The sequence below is a fragment of the Vibrio mediterranei genome (genome assembly GCF_013364395.1).
In the GTDB taxonomy this organism is placed as follows: Bacteria; Pseudomonadota; Gammaproteobacteria; order Enterobacterales; family Vibrionaceae; genus Vibrio; species Vibrio mediterranei.
In genome coordinates this window covers 1,080,278-1,096,382 of record NZ_JABXGK010000001.1, presented here as the reverse complement: position 1 = coordinate 1,096,382, position 16,105 = coordinate 1,080,278, and the positions used below count along the sequence as shown (strand labels likewise).

The 16,105-nt window shown below is 45.6% G+C and carries 17 protein-coding genes; all 17 read right to left on the bottom strand.

What is annotated here, in order from left to right; all coding sequences use genetic code 11:
* Positions 1 to 106 precede the first annotated feature (106 nt).
* The 17 genes from ybgF to aspS all read right to left on the bottom strand — a co-directional run bounded on the left by ybgF (position 107) and on the right by aspS (position 16,061).
* Positions 107 to 895: a tol-pal system protein YbgF gene (gene ybgF, locus HOP38_RS05280; RefSeq protein WP_107306187.1), complete on the bottom strand. Its 789-nt coding sequence runs from the start codon at positions 893 to 895 to the stop codon at positions 107 to 109.
* An 84-nt stretch (positions 896 to 979) separates the two neighbouring features.
* Positions 980 to 1,504, bottom strand: coding sequence for a peptidoglycan-associated lipoprotein Pal (pal, locus tag HOP38_RS05275; protein ID WP_006075298.1), 525 nt, complete (start codon positions 1,502 to 1,504; stop codon positions 980 to 982).
* Between the two features lie 30 nt (positions 1,505 to 1,534).
* A complete protein-coding gene (tolB, locus tag HOP38_RS05270) occupies positions 1,535 to 2,863 on the bottom strand; it encodes a Tol-Pal system beta propeller repeat protein TolB (protein WP_006075297.1) in 1,329 nt (442 codons plus the stop codon).
* A gap of 37 nt (positions 2,864 to 2,900) precedes the next feature.
* Entirely contained in the window at positions 2,901 to 3,923 is a 1,023-nt protein-coding gene (gene tolA, locus HOP38_RS05265) for a cell envelope integrity protein TolA (protein ID WP_124940909.1), read from the bottom strand.
* A gap of 13 nt (positions 3,924 to 3,936) precedes the next feature.
* A complete protein-coding gene (locus HOP38_RS05260) occupies positions 3,937 to 4,380 on the bottom strand; it encodes an ExbD/TolR family protein (protein WP_006075295.1) in 444 nt (147 codons plus the stop codon).
* Entirely contained in the window at positions 4,380 to 5,066 is a 687-nt protein-coding gene (gene tolQ / locus HOP38_RS05255; protein WP_006075294.1) for a protein TolQ, read from the bottom strand. The genes HOP38_RS05260 and tolQ overlap by 1 nt, the downstream gene beginning before the upstream one ends.
* Positions 5,056 to 5,475 carry a tol-pal system-associated acyl-CoA thioesterase gene (gene ybgC / locus HOP38_RS05250; RefSeq protein ID WP_006075293.1) on the bottom strand — a complete coding sequence of 140 codons (420 nt, stop codon included), beginning with the start codon at positions 5,473 to 5,475 and terminating at the stop codon, positions 5,056 to 5,058. The genes tolQ and ybgC overlap by 11 nt, the downstream gene beginning before the upstream one ends.
* A 183-nt stretch (positions 5,476 to 5,658) precedes the next feature.
* Complete coding sequence (ybgE, locus tag HOP38_RS05245; RefSeq protein ID WP_006075292.1) at positions 5,659 to 5,961, bottom strand: cyd operon protein YbgE; 303 nt, start codon at positions 5,959 to 5,961, stop codon at positions 5,659 to 5,661.
* The gene (gene cydX, locus HOP38_RS05240; protein WP_006075291.1) at positions 5,954 to 6,061 is read right to left on the bottom strand and encodes a cytochrome bd-I oxidase subunit CydX; all 108 of its coding nucleotides are present in this window, start codon (positions 6,059 to 6,061) and stop codon (positions 5,954 to 5,956) included. The genes ybgE and cydX overlap by 8 nt, the downstream gene beginning before the upstream one ends.
* Before the next feature lie 12 nt (positions 6,062 to 6,073).
* Entirely contained in the window at positions 6,074 to 7,210 is a 1,137-nt protein-coding gene (gene cydB / locus HOP38_RS05235; RefSeq protein WP_031495488.1) for a cytochrome d ubiquinol oxidase subunit II, read from the bottom strand.
* A 15-nt stretch (positions 7,211 to 7,225) separates the two neighbouring features.
* Positions 7,226 to 8,812 carry a cytochrome ubiquinol oxidase subunit I gene (gene cydA / locus HOP38_RS05230; protein WP_063605596.1) on the bottom strand — a complete coding sequence of 529 codons (1,587 nt, stop codon included), beginning with the start codon at positions 8,810 to 8,812 and terminating at the stop codon, positions 7,226 to 7,228.
* A gap of 524 nt (positions 8,813 to 9,336) precedes the next feature.
* Entirely contained in the window at positions 9,337 to 10,344 is a 1,008-nt protein-coding gene (gene ruvB, locus HOP38_RS05225) for a Holliday junction branch migration DNA helicase RuvB (RefSeq protein ID WP_006075045.1), read from the bottom strand.
* A 65-nt stretch (positions 10,345 to 10,409) separates the two neighbouring features.
* Positions 10,410 to 11,027 carry a Holliday junction branch migration protein RuvA gene (gene ruvA / locus HOP38_RS05220; RefSeq protein ID WP_006075044.1) on the bottom strand — a complete coding sequence of 206 codons (618 nt, stop codon included), beginning with the start codon at positions 11,025 to 11,027 and terminating at the stop codon, positions 10,410 to 10,412.
* Between the two features lie 80 nt (positions 11,028 to 11,107).
* Positions 11,108 to 12,535, bottom strand: a complete 1,428-nt coding sequence (locus HOP38_RS05215; protein WP_006075043.1) for a methyl-accepting chemotaxis protein — start codon at positions 12,533 to 12,535, stop codon at positions 11,108 to 11,110.
* 203 nt (positions 12,536 to 12,738) lie between these two features.
* Positions 12,739 to 13,260, bottom strand: a complete 522-nt coding sequence (gene ruvC, locus HOP38_RS05210) for a crossover junction endodeoxyribonuclease RuvC (RefSeq protein ID WP_006075042.1) — start codon at positions 13,258 to 13,260, stop codon at positions 12,739 to 12,741.
* A 13-nt stretch (positions 13,261 to 13,273) separates the two neighbouring features.
* Positions 13,274 to 14,020, bottom strand: coding sequence for a YebC/PmpR family DNA-binding transcriptional regulator (locus HOP38_RS05205; RefSeq protein ID WP_038230107.1), 747 nt, complete (start codon positions 14,018 to 14,020; stop codon positions 13,274 to 13,276).
* A gap of 262 nt (positions 14,021 to 14,282) precedes the next feature.
* On the bottom strand, positions 14,283 to 16,061 hold the full coding sequence (gene aspS, locus HOP38_RS05200; protein ID WP_124940907.1) for an aspartate--tRNA ligase: 1,779 nt from the start codon (positions 16,059 to 16,061) through the stop codon (positions 14,283 to 14,285).
* Between the last annotated feature and the right edge of the window lie 44 nt (positions 16,062 to 16,105).

Genomic DNA, 16,105 nt, shown 5'->3' with positions numbered 1-16,105 from the left:
CTGCCTACGCAGGAATGACTAGCCTTGTGTGGTTGGGATCGCTTTAGGTGAACGCCCGCCAATGCAGGCGCCCGGCTATAAAAGCGACAACGCACTTGTCTGATTATTACTTCAAATTAGACTGAGCAACTTTCGCAGAAGAACTACCTGGGTACTCAGCAATTACTTGCTCGTAGTACTTTTTCGCTTCTGCTGCTTTGTTGCCACGCTTCGCTAGATCGCCCAATTTAACCAGTGCATCTGCACGTTTGTTGGATTCTTTAAAGCCTAATACCGCTTTAAAGCTCTTTTCTGCTTCTGAATCTTGGCGTTTAGCAAAGTAAAGCTGACCTAACCAGTAATGCGTGTTCGGCATAAAGGTTGAGTTTGGATAGTCTTTTTGGAATTGCTTGAATGCTTCGATAGCACCTGCGTAGTCACGTTTTTTCAGGATAAGGTCTACAGCATTTTGATAGGCAGTTTGCTCATCAGCGTCTGTGCTGAATTTGCCTTGAGGTGCTGTGCTGTCTTTTGCTACAGGAACTGGGACTGCGGACGTGCTTGCTTGAGAGCGAAGTTTGTCGATCTCAATGAATAGTTCTCTCTGACGCTGCAACATTTGCTCCATATCGTAACTGTTGCGTTCTAACTGACCACGTAGAGTTGCGATTTCTTGCGTCATTTCATCGAGCTGTTGCTGCATTTGCAACTGAACTCGGTTTCGGTTTTGAAGCAGGCGTTCTAAGCGTTGAACGTCAGTTTCATTGGTTGCAGCATGGGCTGCTGAAATAGAGGCAGCAGTTGCCGAGGAAGATGTTGCGCTCAAGTCGGTAACCGGTGCTTTTGTCGCGTAAGCTGTGCTTGCTGCGCCGGCTAGTAACGTAAGCGTAACAACGCGCTTAATGTTACTGTTCATAAAGGTTATTACCTCAATTGCCGTGGCTTAAAACAATGAGTCGCAGCGCAAGGGCTGCGACTCAACAATCTTAAGCAGATTGAATTAGTAAACTAGAACTGCGCGACGGTTTTTCGCGTACGCGTCTTCAGATTGACCTAGTACTAGTGGTTTCTCTTCACCGTAGCTTACGATAGAGATTTGGTCAGCTTGTACGCCAAGAGCTTGGATGTACTTAGCTACAGCTTGTGCACGACGCTCGCCTAGTGCGATGTTGTACTCAGGTGTACCGCGCTCATCAGCGTGACCTTCGATAGTCACTTTTAGTGATGGGTCTTTGCTTAGGTATGCTGCGTGTGCTGCAAGCATATCTTCGTAGTCACCAGCAATTGTAGAGTTATCGAACGCAAAGTAGATAGTTTGGTTTTCACGAAGCGCTTTTTCTTTTAGCTCTTGCTCAGAAAGTTGTGCATTCTCATCGATTGGAGTAGCAACAACAGTTTCTTGCTGTTGTTGGTTAGAAGTTTCTGCACCTGTTGATGACGCAGCGTCATCAGTTGAGCTACATGCTGTCATCGCAAGAACTGGCAGTGCGATTAGCAACCCCTTAAAAACTTTGTTTAATTGCATTGTTATTTCCTTAACCTAAAAATTTAATTGCTATAAAAACGGTGACCATGCTGGGGCTCTTACACGCCCATTTGTAGCCGGTAATCTAGCTTTAAATCGTCCATCAATGGAGACCATAGAAAGGACGTTAGTTTTGTTATAAATAGAGCTGTATATCACCATGCCACCATTTGGTGCGATGCTTGGTGACTCATCTAGCAGTGTTTTCGTGAGGATTTGCACTGAACCTGTCTCTAAGTCTTGTTTTGCAAGGTTAAATCCAGAGTTCGAGCGATTTACCATCACGAGGTAGCGACCGTCAGGGGTGATCTGCCCACCGAGGTTTTGTCTACCCTGCCATGTGATACGTTTGGTTTTACCGTCGGACAAATTTACTTCATAAATCTGAGGGTTACCACCCCTATCCGACGTAAAAATAAGGGATTTGCCGTCTGGTTTCCAGAACGGTTCTGTATTATTTGACCTACCGCTAGTAATTTGACGTAGTTTTCTTGTTTCAAGATTTAACGTATATACATGCAGTTGCCCAGTCTTTGATAGTGTTAACGCTAACGTCTTGCCATCAGGAGAAAATCTTGGCGCACCATTATGACGTGGGAATGACGTAATTTTTTCACGCTTACCGGTGTAGATGTTCATGATGAAGATTTCAGCTTGCCCGTTTTGGAAACTTACATAGGCAAGTTTTTTCCCATCTGGAGACCAAGCCGGAGACATTAGTGGCTGCTTAGAACGTAGAACAAGCTTCTCGTTATAGCCATCATAGTCAGCAATACGCATTTGATACGGGTACTGATCTTTGTCATTAACAACGACATAAGCAATTCGAGTTAAGAATGCGCCACGCTCACCAGTTAGTTCTTCATAAACAAGGTCAGAAATGCGGTGAGCATATTCACGTAGGCGATTACCTGGAACGGTTGCTTTCTTCTTGAATAGGACGTGATCGTTCGACAGAACCAGTTGGCCATCATCACTTAGAGCCTTTGATTTGCCCCCAGTCAATTGACCGCGTACTACATCAACCAGTTGGTAGCTTACTTCGTAGTTACCTTCTGCGTTTTTCACGATGGTACCCGTTAGCAACGAATCAACACCAATTGATGTCCACGCCTCGAAGTTTATGTCTGACGCATCGTAAGGCGTTTGCGGCATTTTGCTGGTTGCTACAGGACTAAACTTACCACTTCGTTGTAAGTCTGATGCAATCACGGCCGAAACATCATGAGGAAGTTTTCCCTCACCTTCCCACTTAAATGGGACAATGGCGATAGGTCTTGCGGAATCAATACCGTCGGTAATGACAAGTTCTAAAGCGGCATTTGCAGTCTGAGCAGCGAAGCTCAGCACTAATGCCATTCCTAATAGTATTCGCTTAATCACGAGGTCTTCCTTTTTACTCTGGAACTACGGTCAGATTAATATTTTTAAGTTGTTGGTTCACATCCGCTTCTTTTGAAAGCGGGAAGGTTCCAACCTGAGCTATCGCACGCTTAGTCGCGGCACAAAGTCTGCTATCTCCATCGAGTACCGCAACTTGACCAGCGATAGCGCCGTTACCCGCAGGTATCAGTTTCAAGTTAACTCGACATTGCTTTCCCCGAAAGCTGTCCTCTAGAAGCAGCTTTTGTTGAATCAGCTGAGTGTAGATTGCGCCCATACGTTGTACTTCTGATGCAACGTGTTTAGAGCGCGCACTAGTATTCAGAGCTGCTTCACTTTCAAGGCCAGAGAAAATGTTATCTAGCGCGGCTTCTTGCTCCTTGCGCTCACGCTCAAGTTGCTGCAAACGCTCCTTTTCTATTCTGGCTTTTTCTGCTGCTTCTTTAGCGGCTTTCTCTTTAGCAATACGTTCTTTTTCGGCACGTTCAGCGGCTTCTTTCTCACGCAGGGCTTTTTGTTGTGCTTCTTTGATCGCTCGTTCTTTTTCTAAACGTTCTTTCTCTGCCTTAGCTATCGCCGCTTCTTTAGCGACTCGTTGTTGCTCAGCAACACGAACAGCTTCTTCTTTGGCTTTACGTTCAGCTTCAGCTTTTGCAGCGCGCTGCCTTTCCACTTCACGGCGTTTCTCCGCCTCACGCGCTGCTTGAGCATCTTTCGCTTGTTGCTGTTTTAACTTGCGAATGCGCTCTTCTTCTGCTTTGCGATTACGCTCCAGTTGCTCACTTTCACGGCGTAACTTATCAAGGCGGTCTTGTTCTTTTTTAGCTGCGGTTTCGCGCTGCTTGCGAATCTCTTGCGCTTGTTGGCGCACTCTAGCAGGGTCGATGACCACCGCTTGCACCATGCCTGTTGGTTCCGCTTTATTCATTGTGAAGTCTGTCCCCCACAATAAAGCAACAACCAGCATCAAGTGAGCAAACAAAGAGATCGCTATTGGCTTTCCGTAGCTAGAGTTATTCTTCTTATTGCTTTTCATACCGTTGCGATGACTATTCCCTGATATCGGTTAGTAGGCCTACTTTTGGGATACCGGCCTGACTTAACTCATCTAACAACAACACTACCTCTGCGTAAGGGGTAGCTGCATCACCGCCTACTGCCACTGGCGAGTTTGGATTGATCGACAGCTCAGCTCGAACGCGAACAATAATGTCTTGTAAGCTAAGGCCTCTTTGCATGTCTTCGTTATTAACGCTCAAACCAAAATTCCCATCACGGTCGACTTCAACAATGATAAAACTTGCGTCGCTGTCACCGGCTAGCTCTGTTGCTGGTTTAGCGGTGGACGTTTTTGGTAGTTCTACATCCACCCCTTGAGTGACGAAGGGTGATGTCACCATAAAAATGATAAGTAGAACTAGCATAACGTCGATATAAGGAACGACGTTGATTTCACATGTCAGCTTGCGTTTCTTTGGTTGGTAGCCAGCCATTACTGCTCCCTACCCGCCATTGCTTGTCTATGCAGGATACTGTGGAACTCTTCTGAGAAGGTCGCATAGTTGTGCTCCAACTTGCCTACTTTATTGCTGAGTCGGTTGTACGCCATTACTGCTGGGATAGCTGCGAATAAGCCCATTGCGGTTGCAATCAGTGCTTCGGCGATACCTGGTGCTACCATCGCTAGTGTTGCTTGTTTTACTTCACCCAGTGCGATGAACGCGTGCATGATGCCCCAAACCGTACCAAAGAGACCGATATATGGAGAGATAGAACCAACGGTTGCTAAAAATGGTAGGTTTGTCTCTAGATCTTCTACTTCGCGAGAAACCGCAACACGCATCGAACGCCCCGTTCCTTCCATAATGAAAGCTGGTGATTCAGCGTTAGATTTACGAAGTCTTAAAAACTCAGTGAAGCCGCTATAGAAAATCTCTTCCGTACCAGAAAGGTCGTCTTTTCTTTTTTTCACGTCTTGGTAGATCTGCGAAAGATCGGCACCTGACCAGAACTTATCTTCAAACTCGTCGGAGTCTTTAGTAGCCTGTTTTAGCACCTTGCTGCGTTTGATGATCATCGCCCAAGATACGACTGACATCCCAAGCAGAATCAACATTACCAATTGAACCAGTAGACTTGCCTCTAGAATGAGGTCCACAAACGAAATATCAGCCGTCACTGTTTTTTAACTCCAATAAGATAGTCGAAGGGATAGCCTTCGGCTTCATTTTTATATTATCGATACATGCCACTTTAACGAGAGCCTTTGCAATTGTCACATTTTGCTCATCAACAATTTCTTGTTGAAATGTTAATGACGCTCGTTTGAATTCAGAAATATGTGTCTTCACTGTGAGGTGGTCGTCTAGCCGTGCACCGCGGATAAAATCAATATCGATATGACGAACGACAAAGCCGACTTGTTGGTCAAGCAGCTGACGTTGATGTACGTTTCTGCTACGAAGCAACTCGGTTCTAGCGCGTTCAAAGAAATTGAGATAATTCGAATGGTAGACCACGCCGCCTGCGTCGGTGTCTTCATAATAGACGGTGATGGGGAATTCGAAATACGGTGATAACTGAGACAAACTGGTAACTTCCTAATGAATACTGCGCTCTAATATAACGCAAGTGATTGTGTTTGTTATAAGAGCTGACAAAAAATTTTGAATAAAGTGCCAAAATTTACACTCAACTGATGAAGTTATTAGCAGTTTCGAAAGTTTGTTTGTTTCAAAAGGTAAAAAACCCGAGCATAGCTCGGGTTTTCTTTAGATAACGTACATTAACGTTAAGTAACTCAACACAGTTAGTGACAAGTACGGACTGAACACCGCTTGCCAGAGCCAGAACCTCGGTCGGAATCCGACTCCAAACACCATGCTGGCACAAACAGACAATACAAATAGCAATCCTAAGAATGGCGAGAAGCCACCAATGGCGTCAGCGTATTGGTCTGGACTCCACATAAACAAACCGACATTAACAAAGCCGAGTATCAGAGATAAGACGCGCAATAGCGTCTTATCTACAGGTTTGTGGAGTTGCTCTAACTGTTGGTTAAGATTACTCACTGTCTTCGTCCATCATCTCACTGTGCTCTAACCAAAGAGCGTTGATGATGCCGAATGCACACGCAAGTAATACACCTAAAATCCAAGCGAAATACCACATATCAAATGCTCCTTAGTAAAGTGAATTTTTGTTTTCTTCGATGAACTTGTCATCAAGACGACCAAACATCTTGTAGTAAGTCCAAGCTGTGTAGCTAAGAATTACTGGAACCATGACGAACGCTACTGCTGTCATTAGGTTCAGAGTCAACTCACTTGAAGTCGCATCCCACATAGTCAAGCTATGGTTAGGGTTTAGGCTACTTGGCATTACGAATGGGAACATTGCAAAACCAGCCGTAAAGATGATGCCACCGTTCGCTAGAGAAGAAGCAATGAACGACACTGCACATTTCTCTAGACGCGAAGCCAGTACTGCTAGTAGAGGCATCACCACACCTAATGCTGGAGCAATCCAAAGTAGTGGGTACTTCTCAAAATTCGCCATCCACGCACCTGCTTCACGAACCACTTCTTTATTAAGTGGGTTCGATGCTGCATTACCGTCAATTGCGCTTACGATTGAGTAGCCATCGATGTTTTGAATCCAGAAACCTGCTGCTACGAAAGCCGCAACAACCAATAGACCCATTAGCTGTGCTGTGTTGCGAGCACGAGTATGGATATCACCTGTTGTCTTCATTTGTAGCCAAGTTGAGCCTTGTAGCAAGATCATGAACAAGCTTACTAGACCGCAAAGTAGCGCAAATGGGTTTAGTAGACCAAAGAACGAACCGTGATACGTTGGCATCATGAATTCACTCAGTTGGAACGGTACACCTTGTAGCAAGTTACCAAATGCCACACCAAAGATGATTGGTGGAACAAAACCACTGATTGAAATAGCGATATCCCAAACGTTACGCCATTTGGTGTCTTCTAGCTTTGAACGGTAGTCCAAACCGATTGGACGTAGCCATAGCGCTGCTAGCGTCACAATCATTGCAAAGTAGAAACCGGAGAACGACGTTGCATAAACAAGTGGCCATGCAGCGAATAACGCACCACCAGCAGTGATCAACCATACTTGGTTACCATCCCAGTGAGGGGCAATCGAGTTGATCATTACACGGCGTTGGCTGTCCGTTTTACCTAGGATAGGCACTAGAGCACCTACCCCCATATCAAATCCATCGGTGATTGCGAAACCAGCCAATAGTACGCCGATCAGAATCCACCAGATGAGTCGTAAGACTTCGTAATCAAACATTCTTTTTCTCCTTGCTTACGCTTCTACTTGGCGACTAACTTTGTTCTCTACCGTTTCGTCATTTTGTTCGAAATGGTAACGACCAGTCTTCAAGCTACTTGGACCTTTACGTGCGAATTTCACCATCAAGTAAACTTCAGCAATTAGGAACACAGTATAGAGGGCGATGATTGCGAACAGTGAAGACCATAACTGGCCTACCGTTAACGCTGACGCGGCTACGTGAGTCGGTAGAATTTCACCAACAGCCCACGGTTGACGTCCGTATTCAGCAACAAACCAACCTGCCTCGATAGCGATCCAAGGTAGTGGGATACTGAATAGCGTTGCTTTGAGAATCCATCTCTTCTGTTCGATTTTTTGACGACATGTTTGTACAAACGCTGCGCCGAATACGAATAGCATGACAAAGCCACACGCAACCATGATACGGAATGACCAGAATAGCGGCCAAACTTTAGGGATAGAGTCATCCGCTGCTGCTTGGATTTGATCTTCTGTCGCATCAACAACTTTATCTGTGTAGCGTTTAAGTAGTAGACCGTAACCTAGGTCATCTTTCACTTCATCAAACGCGGCAACGTTAGCTTCGCTGCGGTCACCTGCACGAAGTTTTTCTAGCAGCTCGTAAGCGTACATACCGTTACGAATACGATCGACGTGCTCTTCGCGTAGGTCACGAAGGCCAGTTACAGGAGTATCTAGAGAACGCGTTGCGATAATACCCATTACATATGGGATCTTAACCGCGAAGTCGGTGTGCATTTCTTCTTGGTTTGGTAAGCCAAACAGAGTAAATGCTGCCGGTGCTGGCTCAGTGTGCCACTCTGCTTCAATAGCCGCGAGTTTCACTTTTTGAACATCACCCAGCTCGTAACCTGATTCATCACCAAGTACGATTACCGATAGGATAGATGCCATACCGAACGAAGCTGCGATAGCAAACGAACGACGAGCAAATGCAACATCACGACCTTTAAGTAGGTAGTAAGAGCTGATACCTAGGATGAACATTGCACCCGTTGTATAGCCTGATGCTACTGTGTGAACAAACTTAACCTGAGCTACTGGGTTGAGTACTACCTCAGCGAAGCTCACCATTTCCATACGCATTGTTTCAAAGTTGAACTCAGCGCCTACTGGGTGTTGCATCCAACCGTTTGCAACAAGAATCCAGAGTGCAGAGAAGTTCGAACCAAGCGCAACTAACCATGTAACGGCTAAGTGCTGACGTTTTGAGAGCCTATCCCATCCGAAGAAGAAAAGTCCGACAAAAGTGGATTCGAGGAAGAAGGCTACGAGGGCTTCGATAGCAAGCGGGGCACCGAATATGTCGCCAACATAATGGGAATAGTAAGACCAGTTGGTACCAAACTGGAATTCCATAGTAAGACCGGTGGCAACACCTAGAGCGAAGTTAATACCAAATAGCTTACCCCAGAACTTTGTCATGTCCTTGTAGATTTGCTTATTGGTCATTACGTAGAGGGACTCCATGATGGCTAGCAGGAACGCCATACCGAGAGTCAATGGAACGAACAAGAAGTGATACATTGCCGTGAGTGCAAATTGCAGTCTCGACAGATCAACAACGTCTATCATGGTAACTCCTTTTGTGTCAGCTGAACGACACTTTCTACATTTAGCTTCAAGGACTTTGTTTAATAGACATTAAACTTGTTGAGCAAATCATCATCCTTGTTGCAAAAATGTACCTCAATGGTTAGTTAATTGTTAAGCTTGCGCTAATATAGCTGGCGCTAATATTACTGTTAAATTGACTCGGTTTCAAAAGGTTTATTTGTAGAGTTGCTTTGATTTACATCAATAAACACAAAGAGTTGATTGTACGATCTTTAATCACATTGATGCAGATCAATTTCAATGAATTTATGTAAGCAAATTAAGGGAAGTGTGAAGGGGAGGAAGAATTGGGAATCCCCCTTTAGTAGCAAGGGATTATAGCGTGAAGTGTTAGCTATATGAAACAGAATTGGACTTCAAATCACACAAAACGATAGATATGACAAATAAAACAAAGCCGCATATTTGCAATATAAATTTACAATAATGCGGCTTAATAATTATTCACAAAAAGGAACTATTTGGATGAAATCTGACAATTATCAATGTTTATCGATACCGAAGTGTAAATAAGCTCGGTCAGACGCGATACGGCCACGAGGTGTGCGTTGTAAATAGCCTTGTTGTATCAAATAAGGCTCAATCACATCTTCGATGGTGTCTTTCTCTTCACCAATGGCTGCTGCTAGGTTGTCGAGACCTACAGGACCACCTGCGAACTTCTCCATAATTGCTAGCAAGAGCTTTCTATCCATGTAGTCAAAACCTTGATGATCGACATCAAGCATATTCAGTGCTTTGTCTGCGATATCCGCACAAATATGACCATTGCCTTTCACTTCCGCATAATCTCGAACGCGGCGCAGTAGACGGTTGGCAATACGAGGTGTACCACGAGCACGACGAGCAATCTCCAACGCGCCTTCTGGTTCCATTGACAAGCCAAGACAAGACGCGCTGCGTTGCACGATCTTTTGCAGATCAGCAATTTTGTAATATTCCAAACGCTGAACAATACCGAAACGGTCGCGAAGTGGTGAAGTCAGTGAACCTGCTCTGGTTGTCGCGCCAATCAAAGTGAACGGAGGCAAGTCAATCTTAATAGAGCGTGCAGCAGGGCCTTCGCCAATCATGATATCCAGTTGATAGTCTTCCATCGCGGGATATAAAACTTCTTCAACCATTGGACTTAAACGGTGAATCTCGTCAATGAACAAGACGTCATTTTCTTCGAGGTTGGTCAACAGCGCAGCCAAGTCTCCTGCCTTCTCAAGCACCGGACCGGACGTGGTGCGAATGTTCACTTCCATTTCATTGGCGACGATATTGGCTAAGGTTGTCTTACCTAGACCCGGAGGACCAAATATCAACAAGTGATCAAGCGCCTCATTACGCAGTTGTGCCGCTTTGATGAAAATTTCCATCTGGTCACTAACATGCTCTTGGCCTTCATAATCGGCCAGTTTTTTAGGACGTATTGCTCGGTCAATCACGTCCTCATCTTTGAAAACAGGATTTTCAGGCGCTATTAAGCGATCGGCTTCAATCATGTCACGCTGTCTCTTTGCTATTCATTCAGCTTATTTAATAAAGGTGAGATTTAATTTCTCACAACTTAAACCATAGCACGCAGTGCTTCACGAATCAGCGCTTCGCTGGTCATATCTGGTTTCGCAACTTGAGAAACTACTTTTGATGCCTGTGTAGGTTTATAGCCCAACGCAAGCAGTGCACTGACCGCCTCTTCTTCCGCGTTGTCGGCATTCATAGCACCAACACTATCAACTGGTGCAGCGTCAGTCGCAGGCGTAAACAAGTCACCCGCGCCCCAACCTTTCAAACGATCTTTCATTTCAACAACTAGACGCTCAGCAGTCTTTTTGCCGACGCCAGGTAGCTTAACAAGAGTAGAAATGTCTTCACGTTCTACACACGCAACAAACTGAGTAGCCGACATGCCGGATAGGATACCAAGACCTAGTTTTGGACCAACACCATTGGCTTTGATGACCTCTCTGAACAGTGCACGTTCACGGACGGTATTAAAGCCATAAAGTAATTGCGCATCTTCACGCACTACAAAGTGAGTGTAAATGATCGCCTCTTGGCCAATTTCAGGTAGTTCGTAGAAACAGCTCATCGGCATTTGAATTTCGTAGCCAACGCCGCCCACTTCAATTAACAGTTCTGGCGGTTGCTTTTCGATTAGAGTTCCACGTAATCGTCCTATCACAGTTCAATGTCTCATGTTAGTTGCAATAGGGCTTAGGATATAGAATAACTGGATAGGTATCCAGTTATTCTAAGTAAAATTTAAGGCATAACAGAGCGTAGGCGCTCGGAGAGTTCAGTGCCCTCATGGATTTGCTGACCAAGCTGATCACTAATCGTCTGAATGTCTTCGGCAATCGCTTTACTGCCGACAACAGACTCCGCCACATCACTGCTTGCTTGGTCTAATTCGCCGATGGCTAAATTCTGCTGAGTGACCAACTCACTGAGCTCGGTAATTTCTGAAGAGATGGTTTGCACCTGTTCTATCATCATACTCAACTCAGAGACTGTGGTTTGAATGGTTTTTTGTCCAGAGTTGATTTCTTGCTGACTGTTGTTAATAAGAGTGCGAATCTCATCCACTGAATTACTGGTTTTAGACGACAGTTCTCTGACCTGCTCAGCAACGACGGCGAAGCCACGACCATGTTCACCTGCCCTTGCTGCTTCAATAGCAGCGTTTAACGCAAGCAAGTTAGTTTGCTCTGCCACGGAAGTAATCAGCTCAATAACCGACACCACTTTCTGATTACTGTTATCGATATTGGTGATGGCCTGCGTCGAAGCATTCAGCATTTCCGAGCTGCTCTCTGCTTGCTGCTTTATTGAGTCGGTTTGGGTAATCACTTGCTCCATAAAATTGACCGACTCTTGGGTGAACGACGACAGCTGTTCCAATTGCTGACTCATTTCCTCTGCGGCACTGGCTTGAGAAGCGCTGTTGAGACTCAGTGACTGTACGTTACTTGTCAGTTGTGTAGATTGCGTGTTCACTTGGTGAATCACTTCATCTAACTCTTGAACACTTTCGTTAACAGCGAGCAGCATGCTATCAAGTTTCTTCTCACCTTCTGACGCTTTTTCTGCTTGTAACGCACTCTCTTTTTGCGCTTTTTCAGCGCGTGAAATCGCACTTTCTTTCTGTTTTGAAGTAAAACTTTGCGCGAAGCAAATGACAAATAGCGGCAGTAACATGCCAGACCAAATCTCTATATTTTGCTTAGATGCCGACAAGTTAATCGTTGGGAACTGATAGCCGGAAGTATGCAAATAGGTCATCACGGCGGATACCGCTAGAATCCCGACGCTCCACGTTAATGCCATAATACGAGATGCGGAAAGATAGAAGGCTACGATCAACAGCGGGGCCCAGAACGCTTGCGTCGAATCAACGATGCCACCGCTTTGGAAGATAATATTCACCGCATGCAGCACCATACCAAAGAAACCGATGTTCAGTGCAAGTGTGATCATCTTACTAAAACGAAGCACTGCTAAAGCAATAACTTCGACTAAGATCAACGCGATAGAGGTGAGAAATAGAGACGCGTGGCCATTGGATTGCCACTTAATCGCGCTGTATAAACCAACCACCAAAGCCACAACTGAGAAGACCGCGGTGATTTCCGCTTTACGAAGGGTGTTACGAGAAAGGCTATCCGAATTATTGATAAAATAATGCCACATGCCGTTGGAGTTCCTTGTTATTTGATTATTCGGACATTTGGTCCTTTGAATTGACTCATCGGACCAATATTAGGAAGTTAACAAATAATTAACAAGGTGAATTAGGCAAAAAGCTCTAAAAGTGTGGACTGGCTATCGTTAAAATTATCGGTATGGCGTTTATATCGCCACGCTTCCTTAATGGCTTCATGCGATTAATTTGATTAGCGATAACGCCCTTTTTTTGCGCCTGTTGCTTTACCCGCTAAAGCGACAAGTGTTTTGTTGGTGTTTGCATGACAGATTGCGACACCTAAGGCGTCAGCCGCATCAGCTTGAGGTTTGGACGGCAATTTCAGCATCGCCATAACCATGTGCTGAACCTGTGCTTTATCTGCTCCACCCGTACCTACTACCGCTTGCTTGATTAAGCGTGCTGCGTATTCGTAGACAGGCAAGTCATTATTCACGGCAGCAACAATTGCGCTGCCTCTGGCCTGTCCTAACTTAAGCGCTGAATCAGCGTTTTTAGCCATAAACACCTGTTCAATAGCAAACACGTCTGGCTGAAATTGAGTAATGATCTCACTCACACCTGCGTAGATTTGTTTGAGTCTGCCTGGTAACTCTGCTTCTGATGTACGGATACACCCGCTACCGAGGTATTGCAAATGGCGACCCTGCTGACGAATTACACCATATCCGGTGATACGCGAGCCAGGGTCGATTCCTAGTATTATTGACATGATTTCTCGTTAATTACTCAAGGCTTGCTGCGACTTCGTCAGAGATATCACCGTTGTGATAGACCTCTTGCACATCGTCAAGGTCTTCCAGTGCGTCAATCAAGCGCAGCAATTTTGGTGCTGTCGTCTCATCAAGCTCTGCTTTAGTTGACGGCACAAGCGTCACTTCTGCATTGGCGGCTTGGTACCCAGCGCCATCTAGCGCATCTTTCACCGCACCAAAGTCGGCAGGCGTGGTGTAAACATCAATAGCACCATCGTCTCCGGTTTCAATATCATCAGCACCACCTTCTAGTGCGACTTCCATCACTTCGTCTTCGTCCAGACCTGGAGCATAAGAAATGACGCCCTTTTTATCGAATAGATAGTTCACACTCCCGTCAGTACCGAGGTTGCCCCCTGCTTTAGAAAATGCGTGGCGAACGCCAGATACGGTTCGATTACGATTGTCGGTCATGCATTCCACCATGACTGCCGTTCCACCGGGACCGTAACCCTCGTAGATAACCGTTTCCATGTTGTCATCGCCTTCCCCACCAGCCCCACGACTCACGGCACGATTTACCGTATCACGAGTCATATTGTTGGAGAGTGCTTTATCAATAGCGGCACGAAGACGAGGGTTGTTTTCAGGTTCACCACCACCTTCTTTAGCGGCAACGACAATTTCGCGAATTAATTTAGTGAAGATTTTGCCGCGCTTGGCATCTTGCGCAGCTTTACGGTGACGAATATTCGCCCATTTACTATGACCTGCCATAACAAATCCTTTGAGTTCTATGAAGTTGGATTACTTTTTATGTTGGTATAACTATACAGATTTTGGAAACAAAAACTCCCGCTGTTGCGGGAGTTTTGGGTATGTTGTGATCTTGGCTTTTAGTTTTGGTGCTCGCGGTTAGAAGGTCCCTGCATACGCAGGGATGACAACAGCTTGAGCACACCAAAGGTTGATGTGTTATTCCTGCGCAGGCAGGAATCTACCCAAGGCGTGCGACCTAACTAAAAAACCACGTCGTACCTTAAGAGTCTTTCTTCTCTTTCGCCGCCGTTACTGCAATCGCTAGCTCTTCAAGTGCTGCTGGGTTTGCTGCACTTGGTGCATCTGTCAGTAGACAAGCTGCTGCGGTCGTTTTCGGGAATGCGATTACGTCACGGATGTTTTCCGTACCGCAAAGTAGCATCACAAGACGGTCAAGACCGAATGCAAGGCCTGCGTGCGGTGGCGTACCAAATTTTAGTGCATCTAGTAGGAAACCAAACTTCTCACGTTGCTCTTCTGCATCAATACCAAGGATCTCGAATACTGCTGCTTGCATTTCTGCGTTATGGATACGAACAGAACCGCCACCTACTTCATAGCCGTTTAGAACCATATCATACGCGTTTGAGTTTGCTGCCGCTGGGTTCGCTTTTAGCTCTTCCGCAGTCATGCCTAAAGGAGACGTGAATGGGTGGTGCATCGCGTGTAGGTTACCCTCGTCATCTTCTTCGAACATTGGGAAGTCAACAACCCAAAGTGGTGCCCACTTAGACTCATCGGTAAGCTCAAGATCCTTACCAATCTTAAGACGAAGTGCGCCCATTGCTTCAGCAACCGTGTTCGCTTTGTCTGCACCAAATAGGATGATGTCGCCAGACTCAGCTTCAGTGCGTTCAAGAATACCGTTGATCACTTCTTCGTTTAGGAACTTCGCTACTGGAGACTGGATACCTTCCATACCTGCGGCACGGTCGTTAACCTTCATCCACGCAAGACCTTTCGCGCCGTAAATACCAACGTACTCTGCGTAACCATCAATCTGCTTACGAGTTAGAGAAGCACCGCCTGGTACACGGATAACAGCTACGCGACCTTTTTCGTCGTTAGCTGGGCCTGAGAACACTTTGAATTCAACGTCTTTTAGTAGATCAGCAATGTCTACTAACTCAAGCGGGTTGCGTAGATCTGGCTTATCTGAACCAAAACGACGAATCGCTTCAGAGAAAGGCATAACTGGGAACTGACCTAGGTCTACGTTCAATAGCTCTTGCCACATATCGCGAACCATTTTTTCTGTCACTTCACGAACTTGATCCGCAGACATAAAAGAAGTTTCGATATCGATTTGAGTAAATTCAGGTTGACGGTCAGCACGCAAGTCTTCATCACGGAAGCACTTAACGATTTGGTAGTAACGGTCGAAACCAGACATCATCAGCAGCTGCTTAAATAGCTGTGGTGATTGAGGTAGTGCGTAGAACGAGCCTTTGTGAACACGGCTAGGCACTAAGTAGTCACGTGCACCTTCTGGTGTCGCTTTAGTTAGTACTGGTGTTTCGATGTCTAGGAAGCCATTGTCGTCAAGGAAACGACGAACAAAGCTTGATGCTTTAGCGCGCAGCTTAATACGATCGCTCATTTCTGGACGACGAAGATCGATGTAACGATACTTAAGGCGCTGCTCTTCAGTATTGGTTTGGTTGAAGTCTAGTGGCAATACATCACTGCGGTTGATGATTTCAAGGCCAGTTGCCAAGATCTCAACCTCGCCAGTTGCCATGTCTTTGTTAACTTGGCTTTCTGGACGAACACGAACTTCACCAGTCAGCTTGATGCAGAATTCGTTGCGAAGTTGGTTTGCCACTTCGTAAGCATCAGCCATGTCTGGATCAACAACTACCTGAACGATACCTTCACGATCTCGCATATCGATAAAGATAAGACCGCCTAAATCTCGGCGACGGTTTACCCAGCCGCACAGTTCTACAGTTTGTCCTGCAAGGGACTTGTTCAGGTGACCACAGTAATGGCTACGCATAGTGAATTTCCCAATTTCCAATAGTGATAATGAAACGTATAGTA